Raw genomic sequence first — 15489 nt, forward strand, 5'->3', positions numbered from 1 at the left:
GAAGAGAAGGGCGTGGGGCGTCGGGGCGCTTATGTCGTGTGGTGAACGAGTCCCGCCAGGGCCACGATCAGCGGCCCCATCAGCGGCAGCACGACGTTCGAGATGGCGTAGGTGATCGTGTAGCCCAGCAGCGGCGTGGCGTTGCCGGCGGCGTTCTGCACGGCGCTGAGCGCGGGCGTGCTGCACTGCTGGCCGGCGATGGCGCCGAGCAGCACCGGCGCCTCGAGCCTGAGCAGGCGATGGCCGACGAACAGCGAGATGCTGGCCGGCACCACCGCGACGGCGATGCCCACCAGCGGCAGCGCGATGCCGAACTTCTGGACCAGCGCCAGCGCCTGCGGCCCCGAGGCCAGGCCCACGCAGGCGATGAAGGTGGCCAGGCCCAGGTCCTTCATGAGCGCGAGCGCGTCGGCCGGCACGCTCAGCCGGTGCGGGTGCTTCGACTGGTACCAGCCGAAGGCCAGGCCGGTGAGCAGCGCACCGCCGCCGGTGCCGAGCGAAAAGGGAATACCGCCGATCTTCGCGCTGAAGCTGCCGATGAACACGCCCAGCAGGATGCCCGTCGCGGCAAAGCTGATGTTGCTGCGCGTGGACGCGATCACGCGGTCGCCGACCTGCGCGATGGCGGTGGCCACGTCGGGCGCGGGGCCGTAGAGCTTGAGCACGTCGCCGCGCTGCAGCGTGAGGTCGTTCAGGAGCGGCATCGCGTGGCCGTCGCGCGCCACACCCACCACCTGCACGGTGGTCGGCAGCACGGCTTCCAGCGCCTGCAGTCCGCGCCCGAACCACTCGCGGCGATTGGCGACGACCTCGGTGGTCTCGACCACGGTGTCGAACGCGGTGGTGTCGGCGAATTCCTGGCCCAGCAATTCGCCGACGTTGACGAGCGCGCTGCGCCGGCCGATGGCCAGCACGCGGTCGCCCACGCGCAGGTGCAGGTCGGGCTCGACCGCCAGGCTCTGGCCGTTGCGCACCACGCGCTCGATGCTGGCCTGCCGCCCGAGGATGGCCGTCAGCTCGCCGACCGAACGGCCGCGCCCCACGGTGACACGGAAGACGCGCCCGACCATCTCGGGTGTGGCGCTGGCGGCGGCCGGGTCGTCGGCGCCGCCGCCCATGGTCTTCCAGAGCTTGTCGGCTTCCGCGCGCAGGTCGACGCGCAGCAGCAGCGGAAACACCTGGCTCGTGACCACCACGATGGCGATCAGCCCGAACACGTAGGTGATGGAGTAGGCCGTGACCACGTTGGCCTGCAGCTGCGCGATGTCGGCGGGCGAGAGCGACAGCTTCGAGATCGCGTCGGTCGCCGTGCCCACCACGGCCGATTCGGTGGCCGCGCCCGCCATCAGCCCGGCGGCGGTGCCCTGGTCGAGCGAAAGCAGCACGGTGGCGGCGAGCACCAGCGCGAGCACCGCCACCACCTCGACCACGCACAGCAGGCCCAGCCGCAGGCCCTTGGCGTCGAGGTTGGCGAAGAACTGCGGGCCGCCCGCGTAGCCGAGCGCAAAGATGAACAGCATGAAGAACACGTTCTTCACGCTGTCGTCGAGGCGGATGCCGAGCTGGCCGACGACCAGCGCGGCGATCAGCGTGCCGCAGATGCCGCCGAGCTGGATCGGGCCGAAACGGATCTGGCCGATCGCATAGCCGATGCACAGCACCAGAAACAATGCGATTTCCGGACTGTTTCTGAGTATTTCCACGAGAGGGCCGAACATTTGCCGCAATTCCTCCGGGTTTATTTATTCGAATGGCTGGCGTTCGCAATGAAAAACTGAGCACTGCACCCATTGGCATCAAGGCTTTGCGGGCGTTGTGCCAAAGCGCAAACTTTGTCTTTCAGCGCAAGGATGGCCGATTTTTCGAATCGGGGTTTACGATAAATCAACATTCATGACAATTGTCAAAATTTGAAAAAAAGCGGATGAACGGTCATTCGAATTAATTCATTTGAATTACATGAATGCCCGCTGCAGTGCAATGGATCGAGCACGCGCCGCCCATCGTGGCCTCGGGTTTTCGATAACTAAAGTGACTTGATTTAGTCGGTCGCCTGCTCGATAGTCCTTCTCGCGTCCGGATGCCTTCCCGCTTTCTTGCGGGGCAACCGGTTCCCCAGCAAGCACGGCAGGCGCCGTGCGCCCGCCCCCTGAAGGAGACACACCCATGTTCATTCCCTCGCGTTTCGCTCCCGCCTTGACCGTCCTGGCCCTGGCCGCATCCGCTACCTCCCTGGCCGTCGCGGCCGATGCGCCGGTCATCGGCCTGGTCACCAAGACCGAGACCAATCCGTTCTTCGTGAAGATGAAGGAGGGCGCGCAGGAAGAGGCCAAGAAGCTCGGCGCCAAGCTGCTGTCGGGCGCGGGCAAGGCCGACGGCGACAACGCAGGGCAGATCACGGCGATGGAAAACATGATCGCGGCGGGCGCCAAGACCATCCTCATCACGCCCAGCGACGCCAAGGCCATCGTGCCCGCCATCAAGAAGGCGCGCGACAAGGGCGTGCAGGTGATCGCGCTGGACAGCCCGGCCGATCCGCCGGACGCCACCGACGCGCTCTTCGCCACCAACAACTACACGGCCGGCGTGCTCATCGGCGAATACGCCAAGGCCGCGATGGCCGGCAAGCCGGCGAAGATCGTCGCGCTCGACCTGCTGCCGGGCCACCCCGTGGGCGCGCAGCGCCACAACGGCTTCATGAAGGGCTTCGGCCTGCCGGCCAACGACGCCAAGTCGAACGAGCTGTCGAAGTCGCCCGAAATCGTCTGCATGGCCGACAGCTTCGGCGACCAGGCCAAGGCGCAGACCGTGATGGAAAACTGCCTGCAGAAGGCGCCCGACGTGAACCTGGTCTACACCATCAACGAACCCGCCGCGGCCGGTGCCTACAACGCGCTCAAGCGCGCGGGCAAGGAAAAGGGCGTGATGATCGTCTCGGTCGACGGCGGCTGCCAGGGCATCAAGGACACGGCCGCCGGCATCATCGCCGCGACCTCGCAGCAGTACCCGCTGAAGATGGCCGCCATGGGCGTGGCCGCGGGCGTCGAGTTCGCCAAGACCGGCAAGAAGGCCTCGGGCTACGTCGACACCGGCGTGACGCTCATCGCCGGCAAGAGCGTGGCCGGCGTCGAGAGCAAGGACACCAAGACCGGCACCGAGCTGTGCTGGGGCAAGAAGTAATCAGGCAGCCCCAGGGAGGCACATCGATGGCGAAATCTCCGACGCACCACATCCCGTGGGGCGCCCTCGGGCCGTGGCTGGCCCTGCTGGGCGCATGCATCTTCTTTGCGACGCAGTCCGACCGTTTTCTCACGGGCGGCAACATGTCGCTGATCCTGCAGCAGGTGATGGTGGTGGGCGTGATCGCGATCGGCCAGACGCTGATCATCCTCACGGCCGGCATCGACCTGTCGTGCGGCATGGTGATGGCGCTGGGCGGGATCATCATGACCAAGTTCGCCACCGAACTCGGGCTGCCGGTGCCGGTGGCCATCCTGTGCGGCATCGGCGTGACGACGCTGTTCGGCCTGCTCAACGGCCTCCTGGTCACGCGCATCAAGCTGCCGCCCTTCATCGTGACGCTGGGCACGCTGAACATCGCATTCGCGATCACGCAGCTGTATTCGTCGTCGCAGACCATCACCGACCTGCCGGCCGGCCTCACCGGCCTGGGCACCACCTTCACCATCGGCAGCGCCGAGGTGGCGTGGGGCTCGGTGCTGATGGTGGCGCTCTACGCGCTCGCCTGGTTCGTGTTGCGCGAGACCGGCGCCGGCCGGCACATCTACGCCGTCGGCAACAACGCCGAGGCCACGCGGCTGGTCGGCATTCCGACGCAGCGCGTGCTGCTGGGCGTGTATGTGGCGGCGGGCGTGCTCTACGGTATTGCCTCGCTGCTGTCGGTGGCGCGCACCGGCGTGGGCGATCCGAACGCGGGCCAGACCGAGAACCTCGACGCCATCACGGCGGTGGTGCTCGGCGGCACCAGCCTCTTCGGCGGGCGCGGCATCGTGCTGGGTTCGCTCATCGGCGTGCTCATCGTGGGCGTTTTTCGCAACGGGCTCACGCTGATGGGCGTGTCGTCGATCTATCAGGTGCTGGTGACGGGCGTGCTCGTGATTCTGGCGGTGGCCGCCGATCAACTCTCGCGCAGGGGAGCACGTTGATGAACGCACAAGCCAACCCAAAGATCGTCATGCAGGCCAAGGGCCTGGTGAAGCGCTACGGCCAGGTCACCGCGCTCGACGGTGTCGACTTCGAACTGCGCGAAGGAGAAATCCTCGCGGTGATCGGCGACAACGGCGCGGGCAAATCGTCGCTCATCAAGGCGCTGTCGGGCGCGGTCGTGCCCGACGAGGGGCAGATTCTTCTCGATGGCGCGCCGGTGCATTTCCGCAACCCGCTGGACGCGCGCCGCGCCGGCATCGAGACGGTCTATCAAGACCTCGCGGTGGCCCCGGCCATGACCATCTACGAGAACCTGTTCCTCGGCCGCGAGCTGCGCCGCCCCGGCTTCATGGGCAACGTGCTGCGCATGCTCGACAAGAAGAAGATGCTGCAGGAAAGCGCGGCCCGCATGGCCGACCTGAAGGTCGGCATCCAGTCGATGACGCAGGCGGTCGAGACCCTCTCGGGCGGTCAGCGCCAGTGCGTGGCCGTGGCACGCAGCGCGGCCTTCGCGCGACACGTGGTCATCATGGACGAGCCCACTGCCGCGCTCGGCGTGAAGGAGGGCAACATGGTGCTCGAGCTGATCCGCCGCGTGCGCGACCGGGGGCTGCCCGTGGTGCTCATCAGCCACAACATGCCGCACGTGTTCGAGGTGGCCGACCGCATCCATGTGGCACGCCTGGGGCGCCGCGCTGCCGTGCTCAATCCGCGCAAGATCAGCATGAGCGACACCGTGGCCGTGATGACCGGCGCCATGACCGCCGACCAGCTGCCCGCGGAGGCGCATGCCTGATCCAGAGATCGATGTCGACGTTGCCGAGCGCCCGCGCGGCCTGCTGCGCCCGCGCGGCTCCAACCAGGTCGGCATGCGCCAGTTCAACGAGCGCGTGGTGCTGCAGGCGCTGCGCGTGCACACCCGCCTGCCCAAGGCCGACCTCGCGCGGCTCACGGGCCTGAGCGCGCAGACCATCGGCCTGATCACCGCGCGGCTGGAGGACGACGGCCTCATCGTCAAGCAAAGCCGCGTGCGCGGGCGCGTCGGCCAGCCTTCGGTGCCGCTGGCGCTCAACCCCGACGGCGCCTTCGCCATCGGTGTGAAGCTCGGGCGGCGCGGCGCCGAGTGGCTGCTGATCGACTTCACGGCGCAGGTGCGCGAACACCACGCGATCCGCTACGAGTTCCCGGATGCCGATGCCTTGCTGCCCGTGATCGCCGAGCACATCCACCGGCTGCGCGACGGGCTCGGGCCACTGGCCGCGCGCAACGTGGGCGCGGGGCTGGCCGCGCCGTTCCAGCTCGGCGGCTGGCACCGCACGCTCGGGCTGTCGAAAGCGCAGTCCGACCTGTGGAACCAGATGGACCTGCTGGCCGAGGTGCGCGCGCGCACCGACGTTCCCGTGGGGTTTGCGCGCGACACCGTGGCGGCCTGCGTGGCCGAACTGGTGACGGGGCGCGGCCACGACCTCAACAGCTTTCTGTACATCTTCGTCGACACCTTCGTGGGCGGCGGGCTGGTCATCAATTCGCACCTGCACACCGGCGCGCACGGCAATGCGGGCGCGCTCGCGTCGATCCCGATGCGAACGGCGAACCCTTCCGAAGGCCCGTCCACGCAGGTCGTGGCCGAGGCCTCGCTGTGGGAGCTCGAGCAGCGCCTGCGCGCCGAAGGCCTGGACGCCACCGCCGCCTACGACGACCGCGCGCTCGCCGCGCCCTATGCCGCGGCCACGCAGGCCTGGCTCGGCAGCGCGTCGCGGGCGCTGGCGCATGCCATCGTCAGCAGCACGGCCGTGCTCGATCTCGCCGACGTGGTGATGGACGGTTCGATGTCGCGCGCGCTGCTCGACGCGCTGCTGGTGCGCACGCGCGAGGCCCTCGCGCAGTGCAACTGGGAAGGCCTGTGGTCGCCGCGGCTGCACGGCGGCAGGGCCGGGGTGCAGGCGTGCGCGCTGGGCGGGGCGATGCTGCCGCTGCATGCGAACTTCGCGCCGGACCACGATGTGTTCCTGAAAGCGGCCTGATCGGGGGAGGGGCCGGATCGTGCTGGGGGACAATCGACGCAATCCCCTCGATATCTGAGCACCCCACGACCATGCCCCGCCTCGACGACCCCCTCCACGACGCCGAAGTCGGCTCCCGCGACAGCACGCTCGACACCACCCGCATCGACGACGTGCGCATCGGCGCCGTGCGTCCCCTCATGACCCCCGCGCTGCTGCAGGAGCGCGTGCCCGTGCGCGACAACACGCTCGCGCTGGTCGAAGGCGCCCGCGCGGCCATCGCCGATGTGCTGCATGGCCGCGACGACCGGCTGGTCGTCGTGGTCGGCCCGTGTTCCATCCATGACCACGACCAGGCCATCGAGTACGCGCAGCGCCTGAAGAAGGTGGCCGACTCGCTGCAGGACGACCTGCTCATCGTCATGCGCGCCTATTTCGAGAAGCCGCGCACCACCGTCGGCTGGAAGGGCTACATCAACGACCCGCACCTGGACGGCAGCTTCGCCATCAACGAAGGCCTGGAGCGCGCGCGGCGTTTGCTGCTGGAGCTGACCACACTGGGCCTGCCGACCGGCACCGAGTTCCTCGACCTGCTGAGCCCGCAGTTCATCGCCGACCTGATCGCCTGGGGCGCCATCGGCGCCCGCACCACCGAGAGCCAGAGCCACCGCCAGCTGGCGTCGGGCCTGAGCTGCCCGGTCGGCTTCAAGAACGGCACGGACGGCAGCGTGAAGGTCGCGGCCGACGCCATCCTCGCGGCGCGCGCGCCGCACGCCTTCATGGGCATGACCAAGATGGGCATGGCCGCGATCTTCGAGACACGCGGCAACGACGACTGCCACGTCATCCTGCGCGGCGGCAAGGCGCCCAACTATTCGGCGGCGGATGTGGCGTCAAGCTGCGAGGCGCTGCTGGCCAACGGCCTGCGCCCGCAGGTGATGATCGACGTCTCGCACGGCAACAGCAGCAAGCAGCACCAACGGCAGATCGTGGTCGCCGAAGACGTGGCCACGCAGATCGCGGCCGGCGAGCGGCGCATCACGGGGATCATGATCGAGAGCCACCTCGAAGAAGGCCGGCAGGACCTGAAGCCCGGCGTCGCGCTGAAGCACGGCGTGTCGATCACCGATGCGTGCATCGGCTTCGCGCAGACGGTGCCGGTGCTCGAGGGGCTGGCTGCGGCGGTGAAGGCGCGGCGGCGGTTGGCGAAGGCCTGAGGTCGGCCTGTCAGGCCCCGTGGCGTTGCTCCGCATACGCCTTCAGCGATCGCATGGTTTTCGGAAGCCCTTCGCGAAGCTGCTTGGCAACGCCGGGTCCGAACAGGAAGGCGAGGGCGCCCGTGAACCACACGCGGTGCGCCACTTCCGAGCCGCCGCCTGTGGGCGACACCGTGTGCTCGAAGTGCATGCGAAAGAGGGGGATGTAGCCCTCCACGGTGAACGAGCGACCCTCGGTGCGCTCCGTGACGGCCATCGGCACGCCCATGCCCTTCTTTGGCACGATCCGGCCCTTGGTTCCCACTGCGAAGGGGCCGTCGAGGCGGGCTTGCTTGGTGTCCGGGTCCCACAGATGCCATCGGTCGACCTCGCTCCAGATCTGGTCGACGACCGTGGGCGGAACTGCGATGCGGATGCGTTCTTCGATGTGCATGAGGATGGGTAGAAGTGATAGGCGCGAAGCCTATCGCAATGCGCTCGCAAGACACGCGAAGCAACCTGAGTGACGAGGGCCATGGCCTGCGGACGTCAGCGGCATGGCCCGGTGCCATGCCTCGCTGCCCTCGCCACTCTGCGCATCAAACCGGCGCGTAGGTCCCCGTACCGCCGGGCCAGGCCGTCAGCACCTCATACCCATCGGCCGTGACCGCCACCATGTGCTCCCACTGCGCAGACAGCGACCGGTCTTTCGTGACGACCGTCCACCCGTCGGCCAACTGCTTGGTTTCGCCGCGGCCCGCATTGAGCATCGGCTCGATGGTGAAGACCATGCCCGGCTCCAGCACGAGGCCTTCGCCGCGTCGCCCGAAGTGCAGCACCTGCGGTTCGTCGTGGTAGATGCGGCCGATGCCGTGCCCGCAGTATTCGCGCACCACGCTGAACCGCTCGCGCTGCGCGACCGACTGGATGGCGTGGCCCACGTCGCCCAGCGTCGCGCCGGGCCGGACCTGCCGGATGCCGGCGCACAGGGCTTCGTAGGTCGTCTCGACCAGGCGTCGGGCCAGCACGCCGGGTTCGCCGACGAAGAACATGCGGCTGGTGTCGCCGAACCAGCCGTCCTTGTTGACGGCGACATCGATGTTGACGATGTCGCCCGCCTTCAGGATCTTGTCCGGCGAGGGGATGCCGTGGCACACCACCTGGTTGACGGAGGTGAGAATGGTCTTCGGATAGCCCAGGTACCCCACGTTGGCGGGAATGACGCCCTGCACTTTCACGATGTGGTCGTGGCAAATGCGATCCAGCGTTTCCGTGCTCACACCGGGCACGACATGCGGCTCGATCATGGCCAGGACTTCCGCAGCCAGTTGGGCGGCCCGCCGTGCCATCGCGAGTTCTTCGGCGGACCGGAGGGGAACGTCGTGTGCCATCAGTGCTTGCCGTTCGCCGGGGCACGAGGCTTGCCGGGCGGTGTGGAGGTGACCGCCGCGGCGATGTCCAGGCCGCCCGAGAGTTCGGCCTGTATCAGCAGCTGGCAGACCTCGCGGTAGTCCAGGTCGGGATGCATCTCGGTCAGCATGCCGACCCGCATCCAGTGCTCTGCCTGTGCATTGATCGACCGGCTGAGGGCGTTGCCCGCCACGCGCAGGTTCTCGTGCATCAGGTCTGAAATTTTGACGATGCCCATGGGCGACCTCTTTATGAAACGTATATGAATTGTATGCGTTTCATTTGGTCCATGCTTCGCCGGCCGCGATGGCGGCTGCGGCGCGAGGTCGCTCACAGGCTCGCGGATGCGTGCAGGTCGCGCGGCAATCGCAGCGTGGTCGCGTGTGCGCCCGCCGGGCACGGTCCGTCGGAGTAGGCGGCATCGCCCTCCGGCGTGACGCACTTGTGCACTTCGACGACAGCAGGCACTGTCCTGGCGGTGGGCGCTGCGGGTGCGATCACGGGTGTGTGGGTGTTGAAGTTCGCGTTCGTCGGCGTGACCGGTGCCGTGGATGCGCTGGTCACCGCATCCGGCAACGCGCGAGCGGTGGCCGATCTGTCGGCTTGCGCCTCGGCGGGCACCACCGCAGTGGTCAAGGCTGCAGCGCGTGCCGCGCTCTCGTGCACCAAGTCTTTCAAGGTCACATAGAAGAGCGACATCGCCACCAATGCGACACCCAGGCAGGGGGGCCAGCAGCGCCGAGGGTCAGGGGCGGAGGCTCGGGCCCGCGAGGTCAGCGACGCGGCCATGCCAGGCCTCCGTTCTGCAATGCCCCGGCCAGCTTGGCGATGCCGCCGGTGCCGCTTGCAGCCCGGCCGATCAGCGCGCCGCCAGCGGCGCCCGCGATGATCCGCAGCAGGAACGACCGGCTGCGGCCCGCTGCCAGCAACAGGAGCACACCGGCACCGAGCACGACGAGGTGTTCGCCGGGGTAGTCGGCGCGAGCGGCATCCACTTGCTTGATCTTGTCGATCGTCTGTTCGAGGTCCATGGCTGAAGCTCCTTGTCGTGTTCAGCCGTTCTTACCGGCGGGCGCCGGGTGCCGCTGTAGGCCGGCGCCATGCGCCTTGACGGAATCCGCCGCGAAAACGCCGTGGAGAAAGCCGCATCGCACGGCAGACAAGAGCGCTCCTGATAATGCAGTCCGCTTGTACGAAACACACACAGAAGCAGAGAGCCCACCGCGAAATGAGTGCAGCAGATTTTCTTTTGGCCCCCGAGGTGCAGAAGCTCTTGATGGTCGCCTACGCGGCGCCTGACCAACCCCTGTCGTCCAGCGAACTGGCCCAGCGCTCGAAGCTCGACCCCGCCGATGTGGCGCGCACCGTGGAGCATCTCGTCGGCAGCGGCATTCTGAAGAAGCAAAAGCCGAAGGCCGACGAAGCCGAGACCGTGGTGGTCGACCGCACCTTCGTCTTTCACGACGAACTGCGCCGCATCGCCATGAAATCGTTCGCCGCCGCCGAGCCGGTGCGCGCGATGCTGCGCGGCAAGTTCAAGGATTCGGTCCTGCGTGCCTTCGTGCTGGGGGAGGACGAGGACGGCGCCCTGGAGCTTTTGGTGGTCCACGGCCAGCTGATGCCCGACGAAACGGCCATGAGGGCCGCCTGCCAGAAGCTGTCGAAGACCCTCCACCGTCACCTGAAGATGCACGTGATCTCGCACGCCCGGTTCAATGGCCTCACGCCGCGCGACCCGCTCGCGTCGAAGCTCGTGGCGGCCGGTGTCATCGAGGTCATCGCGCTCGGGGATACGAAGGCGCAGCTGCCCGTCGAAAAGGTCGGTCTTCTGCAGAGCGCGAAGAAGAAACTGGCAACGCTGTCGCGCCCGTCGCCCTGACGACGAGGCGGCGCCGGATGCCTAGCTTTTTTCTCTCGACGCGAGCAGGTTGCGGGCTTCCGTCAACAGCGGCTTCACGGTCTCGAAGGTTGTGGCGCTCGGGTTGATCACGCTCACCCAGTACATCTTCGCGTACACCGGGTGCGGCATCAGCCGGTCGAGCGCGGTGTGGTCGATGTCTGCCGATGCCTGTTCGCCGAAGAGCGCGCGAAAGGTCGCCTTGCCCACGCCGACGTTCAGGCGGAACACGCCGGGCCGGTTCAGGTTCGAGGCGCTGTCGAACTCGTTGTCCTTCGTGACAAGGGTGGCAAAGGGAAACTTGTTGTCCGCGCCATGAAAGAAGAAGGTGTTGTCGTCGGCCACTTCGAAATGGCCGCCGCCGAGCGTGTCGATGAGGTGTTGGGTGATGTCGTCTTCGGTCATGGCGATCGGGGAGGGAGTCAGGGCTTCCAGCGGCGTAATCCGAGTTCTTCTGCGAGCTGCTGGTAGGCCTTGATGCGTGCCTGCACGTAGTTGTCGAGCGCGGCACCGGTGAGCGCGAAAGGATAAAGGCTGTGTCGTTCGCGCAGCGCCGCATAGCCCGGCGCGGCCGTGGCTTCGGCGAAGGCGGTGGTCCATGCGCGCACGGCGGCGTCGGGCACGTTGGCGCTGAGGTACAGGCCGCGCACGGTCGGCCAGACGATGTCCACGCCTTGCTCGCGCGCGGTCGGTACGCCCGTGAGCGCGCCGACCAGCCGGGTTTCTGACAGCACCGCGAGCAGGCGCAGCGGTGCGCCGCCGGCGATGGCCTGCAGCGCTTCGGCCGCGTCGCCGGGGAAGGCGTCGACGTGTTTGCCCTGCAGCGCGCCCAGCGCGTCGCCGCCGCCTTCGAAGGACACGAAGCGCATCGCCTTCGCCGCGCCGCCGGCCGCGCGCACCAGCAGCGCGGCCTTCACCCAGTCCTGGCTGCCGACGGTGCCGCCCGCGCCGAAGACCACGCGCGAGGGGTCCTGGCGCAGCGCGGCGAGCAGGTCCTGCAAGCGACGGTAGGGCGAGTCGCGGTGCACGGCGACCACGCCGTAGTCGGTGCCCAGCGTGGCGATCCAGCGCACGGCCGACGGCGGGTGCGGCCCGAAGCGGCCCTGCGCGAGGTTCAGCAGCGAGCCGCTGGAGAACGCGACCAGCGTGCCCGGCCCGCCGAGCTGGCCGCTCGCGATGCGGTCGAAGGCCACGGCGCCGATGCCGCCCGGCAGGTAGCGTTGCGCGAGCGGCACGCGCGCGGGGCGCACGGCCTGCAGCGCGTCGCGCGCGAGCGCGCAGGTCAGCGCGAAGCCACCGCCAGCCTTGGCGGGGATCACGCATTCCGCCGGGCCTTCGGACGCATCGCCGGCCGCCGCCGTCGCATGCAGCGCGGCAGGCGCGAGCCACGCGGACAGCGCGCGCAGCGCATGGCGACGGGTGAGGGCGAAGGGGGGCGGCATCGAGATGAAGTCCGGGCGGTTCACCCCGCGGGGCGGGGCCACCAGATGATGGCATGCAGGCCGGGCCCCGCGCCTCGCGCTTCGAGCCGCAGGTCGCCGTGGTGCCGCTGCGCGATGGCGCGCACGATCGCCAGGCCGAGCCCGAAGCCGCCCTGGCCCGCACGGGTGCCGCGACGGAAGCGTTGGCCGAGCGTGGCGCGCTCTTCATCGCTCAGGCCGGGGCCGTCGTCTTCCACGTTGAGGCTCCAGCCCGCCGCGTCGCCGGCCGCGAAGAGCGTGATGGTGCCGGCCACCGGCGTGTAGGTGATCGCGTTCGCCACGAGATTGCTCAGCGCCTCGCGCAGCAGGCCCCGGTCGCCCACCGCGTGCAGATCGGGCGAGGGGGCGTGGATGCCCAGGTCGATGCGCTTGGCGCGCGCCAGCGGCAGCAGATCGACGGCCACCTCGCGCAGCAATTCGGCGGTGTCGAACTCGGCGGGCTCTACCGCCACGGTGTCGCTGCGGCCCAGCGCCAGCAGCTGTTGTGCACTGCGCGTGGCGCGGCCGATCTCGGCGCCCAGAGCGTCGAGCGCGGCGCGCACCTGCGCAGGGTCGTCCTCGCGGCGCGCGTAGTCGGCTTGCATCTGCAGCGTGGTCAGGTGCGTGCGCAGTTGGTGCGAGGCGTCGTCGAGAAACTGGCGCTGCTGGGCCACCAGTTCCTGCGTGCGCGCCATCTGCTGGTTCACGGCCGCCACCAGCGGTCGCACCTCGGCGGGCAGATCGGTCTCGGCGATGCGCGTCAGGTCGTCGGGCGTGCGCGAACGCACCTCGCGCGCCAGCCGCGACAGCGGCCGCAGTGCCGCCGCGAGTGCCAGCGCGGTGCCGCACAGCAGCATCGCGAGGATCAGCCCGTCGCGCAGCACGGCGCTGCGCACGAAGCGCCGTGTGAACTCCTGGCGCGAGCGCGTGCTCTCGCCGACCTGGATCAGCACGCTGCGCCCGGTGCTGCCGGCCGGCGCGCGGTCGAGGTCGCGCCGGTAGGCCGCCAGCCGCACGGCCTCGCCGAAGTAGGTGGCGTCGTAGAAGGCCGGCACGCCCATCGCGGGCTCGACGGGCGGCGCGGGCAGGTCGGCGCTGCCCAGCTCGACCAGCCCGTCGGAGGTCGCGACGCGAAAGAACACCTGCCCGCTGGCCGTGAGCTCGAAGAACTCGAACATCGTGTACGGCAGCTCGACCGAGAGCCCGCCCGAGGCCGTCGAAATGTTCGCGTCGATCGACTTGAGCGCGCCGAGCAGCGAGCGGTCATAGGCCGCGTTGGCGGCGGCCAGTGCGTCGTGCCGTGTCATCCACAACTCGAGGCCCGTCACCAGCAGCAGGGCAGGGAACAGCAGCAGCGCGAGCCGCTGCCACAGGCTGGTGCGGCGCAGGCGGTCGGTGAAGCGGCGCAGCGCGCTCACTCAATCCGCTTCCAGCACATAGCCGAGACCGCGCAGCGTGACGATGCGCACGCCGGTGCCGTCGAGCCGCTTGCGCAGCCGGTAGACCAGCACCTCGATCGCTTCGAGGTGCACCTCGTCGTCGTCGGAGAACACGCGGTCGAGGATCTGCTGCTTCGACAGCGGCTCGCCGCTGCGCTGCACCAGCGCGCGCAGCACCGCCTGTTCGCGCGGCGACAGGGCGAGCGCTTCGCCGCCCAGCGTGAACTGCCGTCGCGCACCGTCGTACACCAGCGGCCCGCAAGCCAGGCGCGGATGCTCCACGCCGCGCGCGCGGCGCACCAGCGCGTGCAACCGTGCCTCGAGCTCGGCCAGCGCGAAGGGCTTGGCAAGGAAATCGTCGGCGCCCGCGTTGAGGGATTCGACACGTTCGTTCAACGAATCGCGCGCCGTGAGGATCAGCGCGGGCAGCCGCTGGTCGCGCTCGCGCAGTCGCTGCAGCACCGTGTGGCCATCCATGCCGGGCAGGCCCAGGTCGAGCACCAGCGCATCGTGGTCGCGCTGCTGCAGGGCCCGGTCGGCCAGCCGGCCGTCGTCGACCCACTCGACCTGGATGCCCGCATGCTCCAGCGCCTTGCAGAGCCAGGTCCCCAGGGTGTGTTCGTCTTCGGCCAGCAGGATGCGCATGGCGCCGATGCTAGTACGCCGCCCCGGAGATTGCGAAACACGAAAGCGCGTCTTCGCACCGATGGCGGCGTTGCAAATCCTCGCGATACCTGCAGGTATCGCTGCGGTTTGCGCCTTGCCCTCGGCGCGAATCCATCGCTTTCGTCATGTTTCGCACTCTCCGGGGCGGCGTACCAAGCCTGCTGGGCTCAGTCAGGCTTGATGTTTGCCCTTGCGATGACCTTCTGCCAGCGGTTCTGTTCAGCCGTGATGAACTGCGCGAACTGCTCCGGCGTACCACCCACGGCCTCGGCCGCATCGGCGGTAAGCCGCTGCATCGAGTCGGGCGACTTCACCGCCTTCATGGTCTCGGCCGAGAGCTTGGCCAGTTGCGGTGGCGTGATGCTGGCCGGTGCCAGCATGCCGTACCACTGCGTCATCTCGAAGCCGGGGAAGCCTTGCTCGGCCACGGTGGGCACGTCGGGCAGTTGGGCCAGGCGCTTGGCCGAGCCGGTCGCGATGCAGCGCACCTTGCCGGCCTTGATGAACGGAATGATCGCCGCTGCGCCGATAGCCGAGGCATCGAGCCGGCCCGATAGCAGGTCGGTCACCATAGGGCCGGTGCCGCGGTAGGGCACGTGCAGCATGAACACGTCGGCCGTCATCTTCAGGTACTCGAAGGCCAGATGGCCGGCGCTGCCGTTGCCGGCCGAGCCGTAGCTCAGCTTGCCGGGCTTGCTCTTGGCGTAGGCGATGAACTCCTTGAGGTTCTTCGCCGGCACGTCGGGGTGCACCACGTACAGGCTGGGCACCTTGGCCAGCAGGCTCACGGGCTTGAAGTCCTTGTTCGCGTCGTAGGGCAGCTTGGCGAAGATGTACGGGTTGACCGCCAGCGTGCCGATGTGGCCGAGGATCAGCGTGTGCTGGTCGGTGGCGCGCGCCACCTCGCTCATGGCGATGTTGCCGGCCGCGCCGGGCTTGTTGTCCACGAACACGCTCTGGCCCAGCGTGCGCGAAAGCTCGGCGGCGGTGGAGCGCGCCACGATTTCGGAGCTGCCGCCCGGTGCAAAGGGCACCACGAAGCGGATCGATTTGCTGGGCCAGGCGTCTTGCGCCGAGGCCAGCGAGGGCAGCAGGCCGCCGAGGGCCAGGGCACCGCCGGCCTGGAGCCAGTGGCGGCGAGTAGGGGCGTCGTTCGGGAAGTGGTCGGACATGGTGCTTGTCTCCGTCGCTTTGTGTGGGAAAGCCTGCATCCTGCCGGGCGGATGCTGTCGGAATGCTGTCAGTCCGCCG

At 68.6% G+C, this 15489-nt stretch carries 17 protein-coding genes; 6 read left to right on the plus strand and 11 right to left on the minus strand.

Annotation, left to right across the window (positions count from 1 at the left end):
- Positions 1–29: 29 nt before the first annotated feature.
- A complete protein-coding gene (gene aspT / locus D3H34_RS06055) occupies positions 30–1703 on the minus strand; it encodes an aspartate-alanine antiporter (RefSeq protein ID WP_350308474.1) in 1674 nt (557 codons plus the stop codon).
- Positions 1704–2166: 463 nt separating this feature from the next.
- On the opposite strand from aspT, the gene D3H34_RS06060 reads away from it, so the two are divergent.
- The 5 genes from D3H34_RS06060 to D3H34_RS06080 all read left to right on the plus strand — a co-directional run bounded on the left by D3H34_RS06060 (position 2167) and on the right by D3H34_RS06080 (position 7387).
- On the plus strand, positions 2167–3180 hold the full coding sequence (locus D3H34_RS06060; protein ID WP_119552541.1) for a sugar ABC transporter substrate-binding protein: 1014 nt from the start codon (positions 2167–2169) through the stop codon (positions 3178–3180).
- A 26-nt stretch (positions 3181–3206) separates the two neighbouring features.
- Complete coding sequence (locus D3H34_RS06065) at positions 3207–4166, plus strand: ABC transporter permease (protein ID WP_119552542.1); 960 nt, start codon at positions 3207–3209, stop codon at positions 4164–4166.
- Positions 4166–4963, plus strand: a complete 798-nt coding sequence (locus D3H34_RS06070) for an ATP-binding cassette domain-containing protein (RefSeq protein ID WP_119552543.1) — start codon at positions 4166–4168, stop codon at positions 4961–4963. The genes D3H34_RS06065 and D3H34_RS06070 overlap by 1 nt, the downstream gene beginning before the upstream one ends.
- The gene (locus D3H34_RS06075; protein ID WP_119552544.1) at positions 4956–6191 is read left to right on the plus strand and encodes an ROK family transcriptional regulator; all 1236 of its coding nucleotides are present in this window, start codon (positions 4956–4958) and stop codon (positions 6189–6191) included. The genes D3H34_RS06070 and D3H34_RS06075 overlap by 8 nt, the downstream gene beginning before the upstream one ends.
- Before the next feature lie 71 nt (positions 6192–6262).
- On the plus strand, positions 6263–7387 hold the full coding sequence (locus D3H34_RS06080) for a 3-deoxy-7-phosphoheptulonate synthase (RefSeq protein ID WP_119552545.1): 1125 nt from the start codon (positions 6263–6265) through the stop codon (positions 7385–7387).
- A gap of 10 nt (positions 7388–7397) precedes the next feature.
- Here the strand turns inward: D3H34_RS06080 and D3H34_RS06085 are convergent, their stop codons facing one another.
- From D3H34_RS06085 to D3H34_RS06105, 5 genes are all read right to left on the minus strand, one after another.
- Positions 7398–7820: an SRPBCC family protein gene (locus D3H34_RS06085; protein ID WP_119552546.1), complete on the minus strand. Its 423-nt coding sequence runs from the start codon at positions 7818–7820 to the stop codon at positions 7398–7400.
- 145 nt (positions 7821–7965) lie between these two features.
- Positions 7966–8757, minus strand: a complete 792-nt coding sequence (gene map, locus D3H34_RS06090; RefSeq protein ID WP_119552547.1) for a type I methionyl aminopeptidase — start codon at positions 8755–8757, stop codon at positions 7966–7968.
- Positions 8757–9014, minus strand: a complete 258-nt coding sequence (locus tag D3H34_RS06095; RefSeq protein ID WP_119552548.1) for a ParD-like family protein — start codon at positions 9012–9014, stop codon at positions 8757–8759. The genes map and D3H34_RS06095 overlap by 1 nt, the downstream gene beginning before the upstream one ends.
- A gap of 92 nt (positions 9015–9106) precedes the next feature.
- On the minus strand, positions 9107–9475 hold the full coding sequence (locus D3H34_RS33870) for a hypothetical protein (protein ID WP_147400390.1): 369 nt from the start codon (positions 9473–9475) through the stop codon (positions 9107–9109).
- 74 nt (positions 9476–9549) lie between these two features.
- Positions 9550–9807 carry a hypothetical protein gene (locus D3H34_RS06105; protein WP_119552550.1) on the minus strand — a complete coding sequence of 86 codons (258 nt, stop codon included), beginning with the start codon at positions 9805–9807 and terminating at the stop codon, positions 9550–9552.
- Between the two features lie 197 nt (positions 9808–10004).
- Between D3H34_RS06105 and D3H34_RS06110 the strand changes: the two genes are divergently transcribed.
- The gene (locus D3H34_RS06110) at positions 10005–10655 is read left to right on the plus strand and encodes a hypothetical protein (protein ID WP_119552551.1); all 651 of its coding nucleotides are present in this window, start codon (positions 10005–10007) and stop codon (positions 10653–10655) included.
- A gap of 21 nt (positions 10656–10676) precedes the next feature.
- On the opposite strand, the gene D3H34_RS06115 is transcribed toward D3H34_RS06110, so the two are convergent.
- From D3H34_RS06115 to D3H34_RS06135, 5 genes are all read right to left on the minus strand, one after another.
- Positions 10677–11078, minus strand: coding sequence for a DUF6194 family protein (locus D3H34_RS06115; protein WP_119552552.1), 402 nt, complete (start codon positions 11076–11078; stop codon positions 10677–10679).
- Positions 11079–11095: 17 nt separating this feature from the next.
- Positions 11096–12115, minus strand: coding sequence for a Bug family tripartite tricarboxylate transporter substrate binding protein (locus tag D3H34_RS06120; protein ID WP_119552682.1), 1020 nt, complete (start codon positions 12113–12115; stop codon positions 11096–11098).
- A gap of 20 nt (positions 12116–12135) precedes the next feature.
- Positions 12136–13551 (minus strand): sensor histidine kinase, encoded by a 1416-nt coding sequence (locus D3H34_RS06125; RefSeq protein ID WP_286185479.1) that lies wholly within the window; start codon positions 13549–13551, stop codon positions 12136–12138.
- Entirely contained in the window at positions 13552–14217 is a 666-nt protein-coding gene (locus D3H34_RS06130) for a response regulator (RefSeq protein ID WP_119552553.1), read from the minus strand. It abuts the gene before it with no gap.
- A gap of 188 nt (positions 14218–14405) precedes the next feature.
- Positions 14406–15410, minus strand: a complete 1005-nt coding sequence (locus D3H34_RS06135; RefSeq protein WP_119552554.1) for a Bug family tripartite tricarboxylate transporter substrate binding protein — start codon at positions 15408–15410, stop codon at positions 14406–14408.
- Positions 15411–15489: the final 79 nt, after the last annotated feature.

This window comes from Acidovorax cavernicola (genome assembly GCF_003581445.1).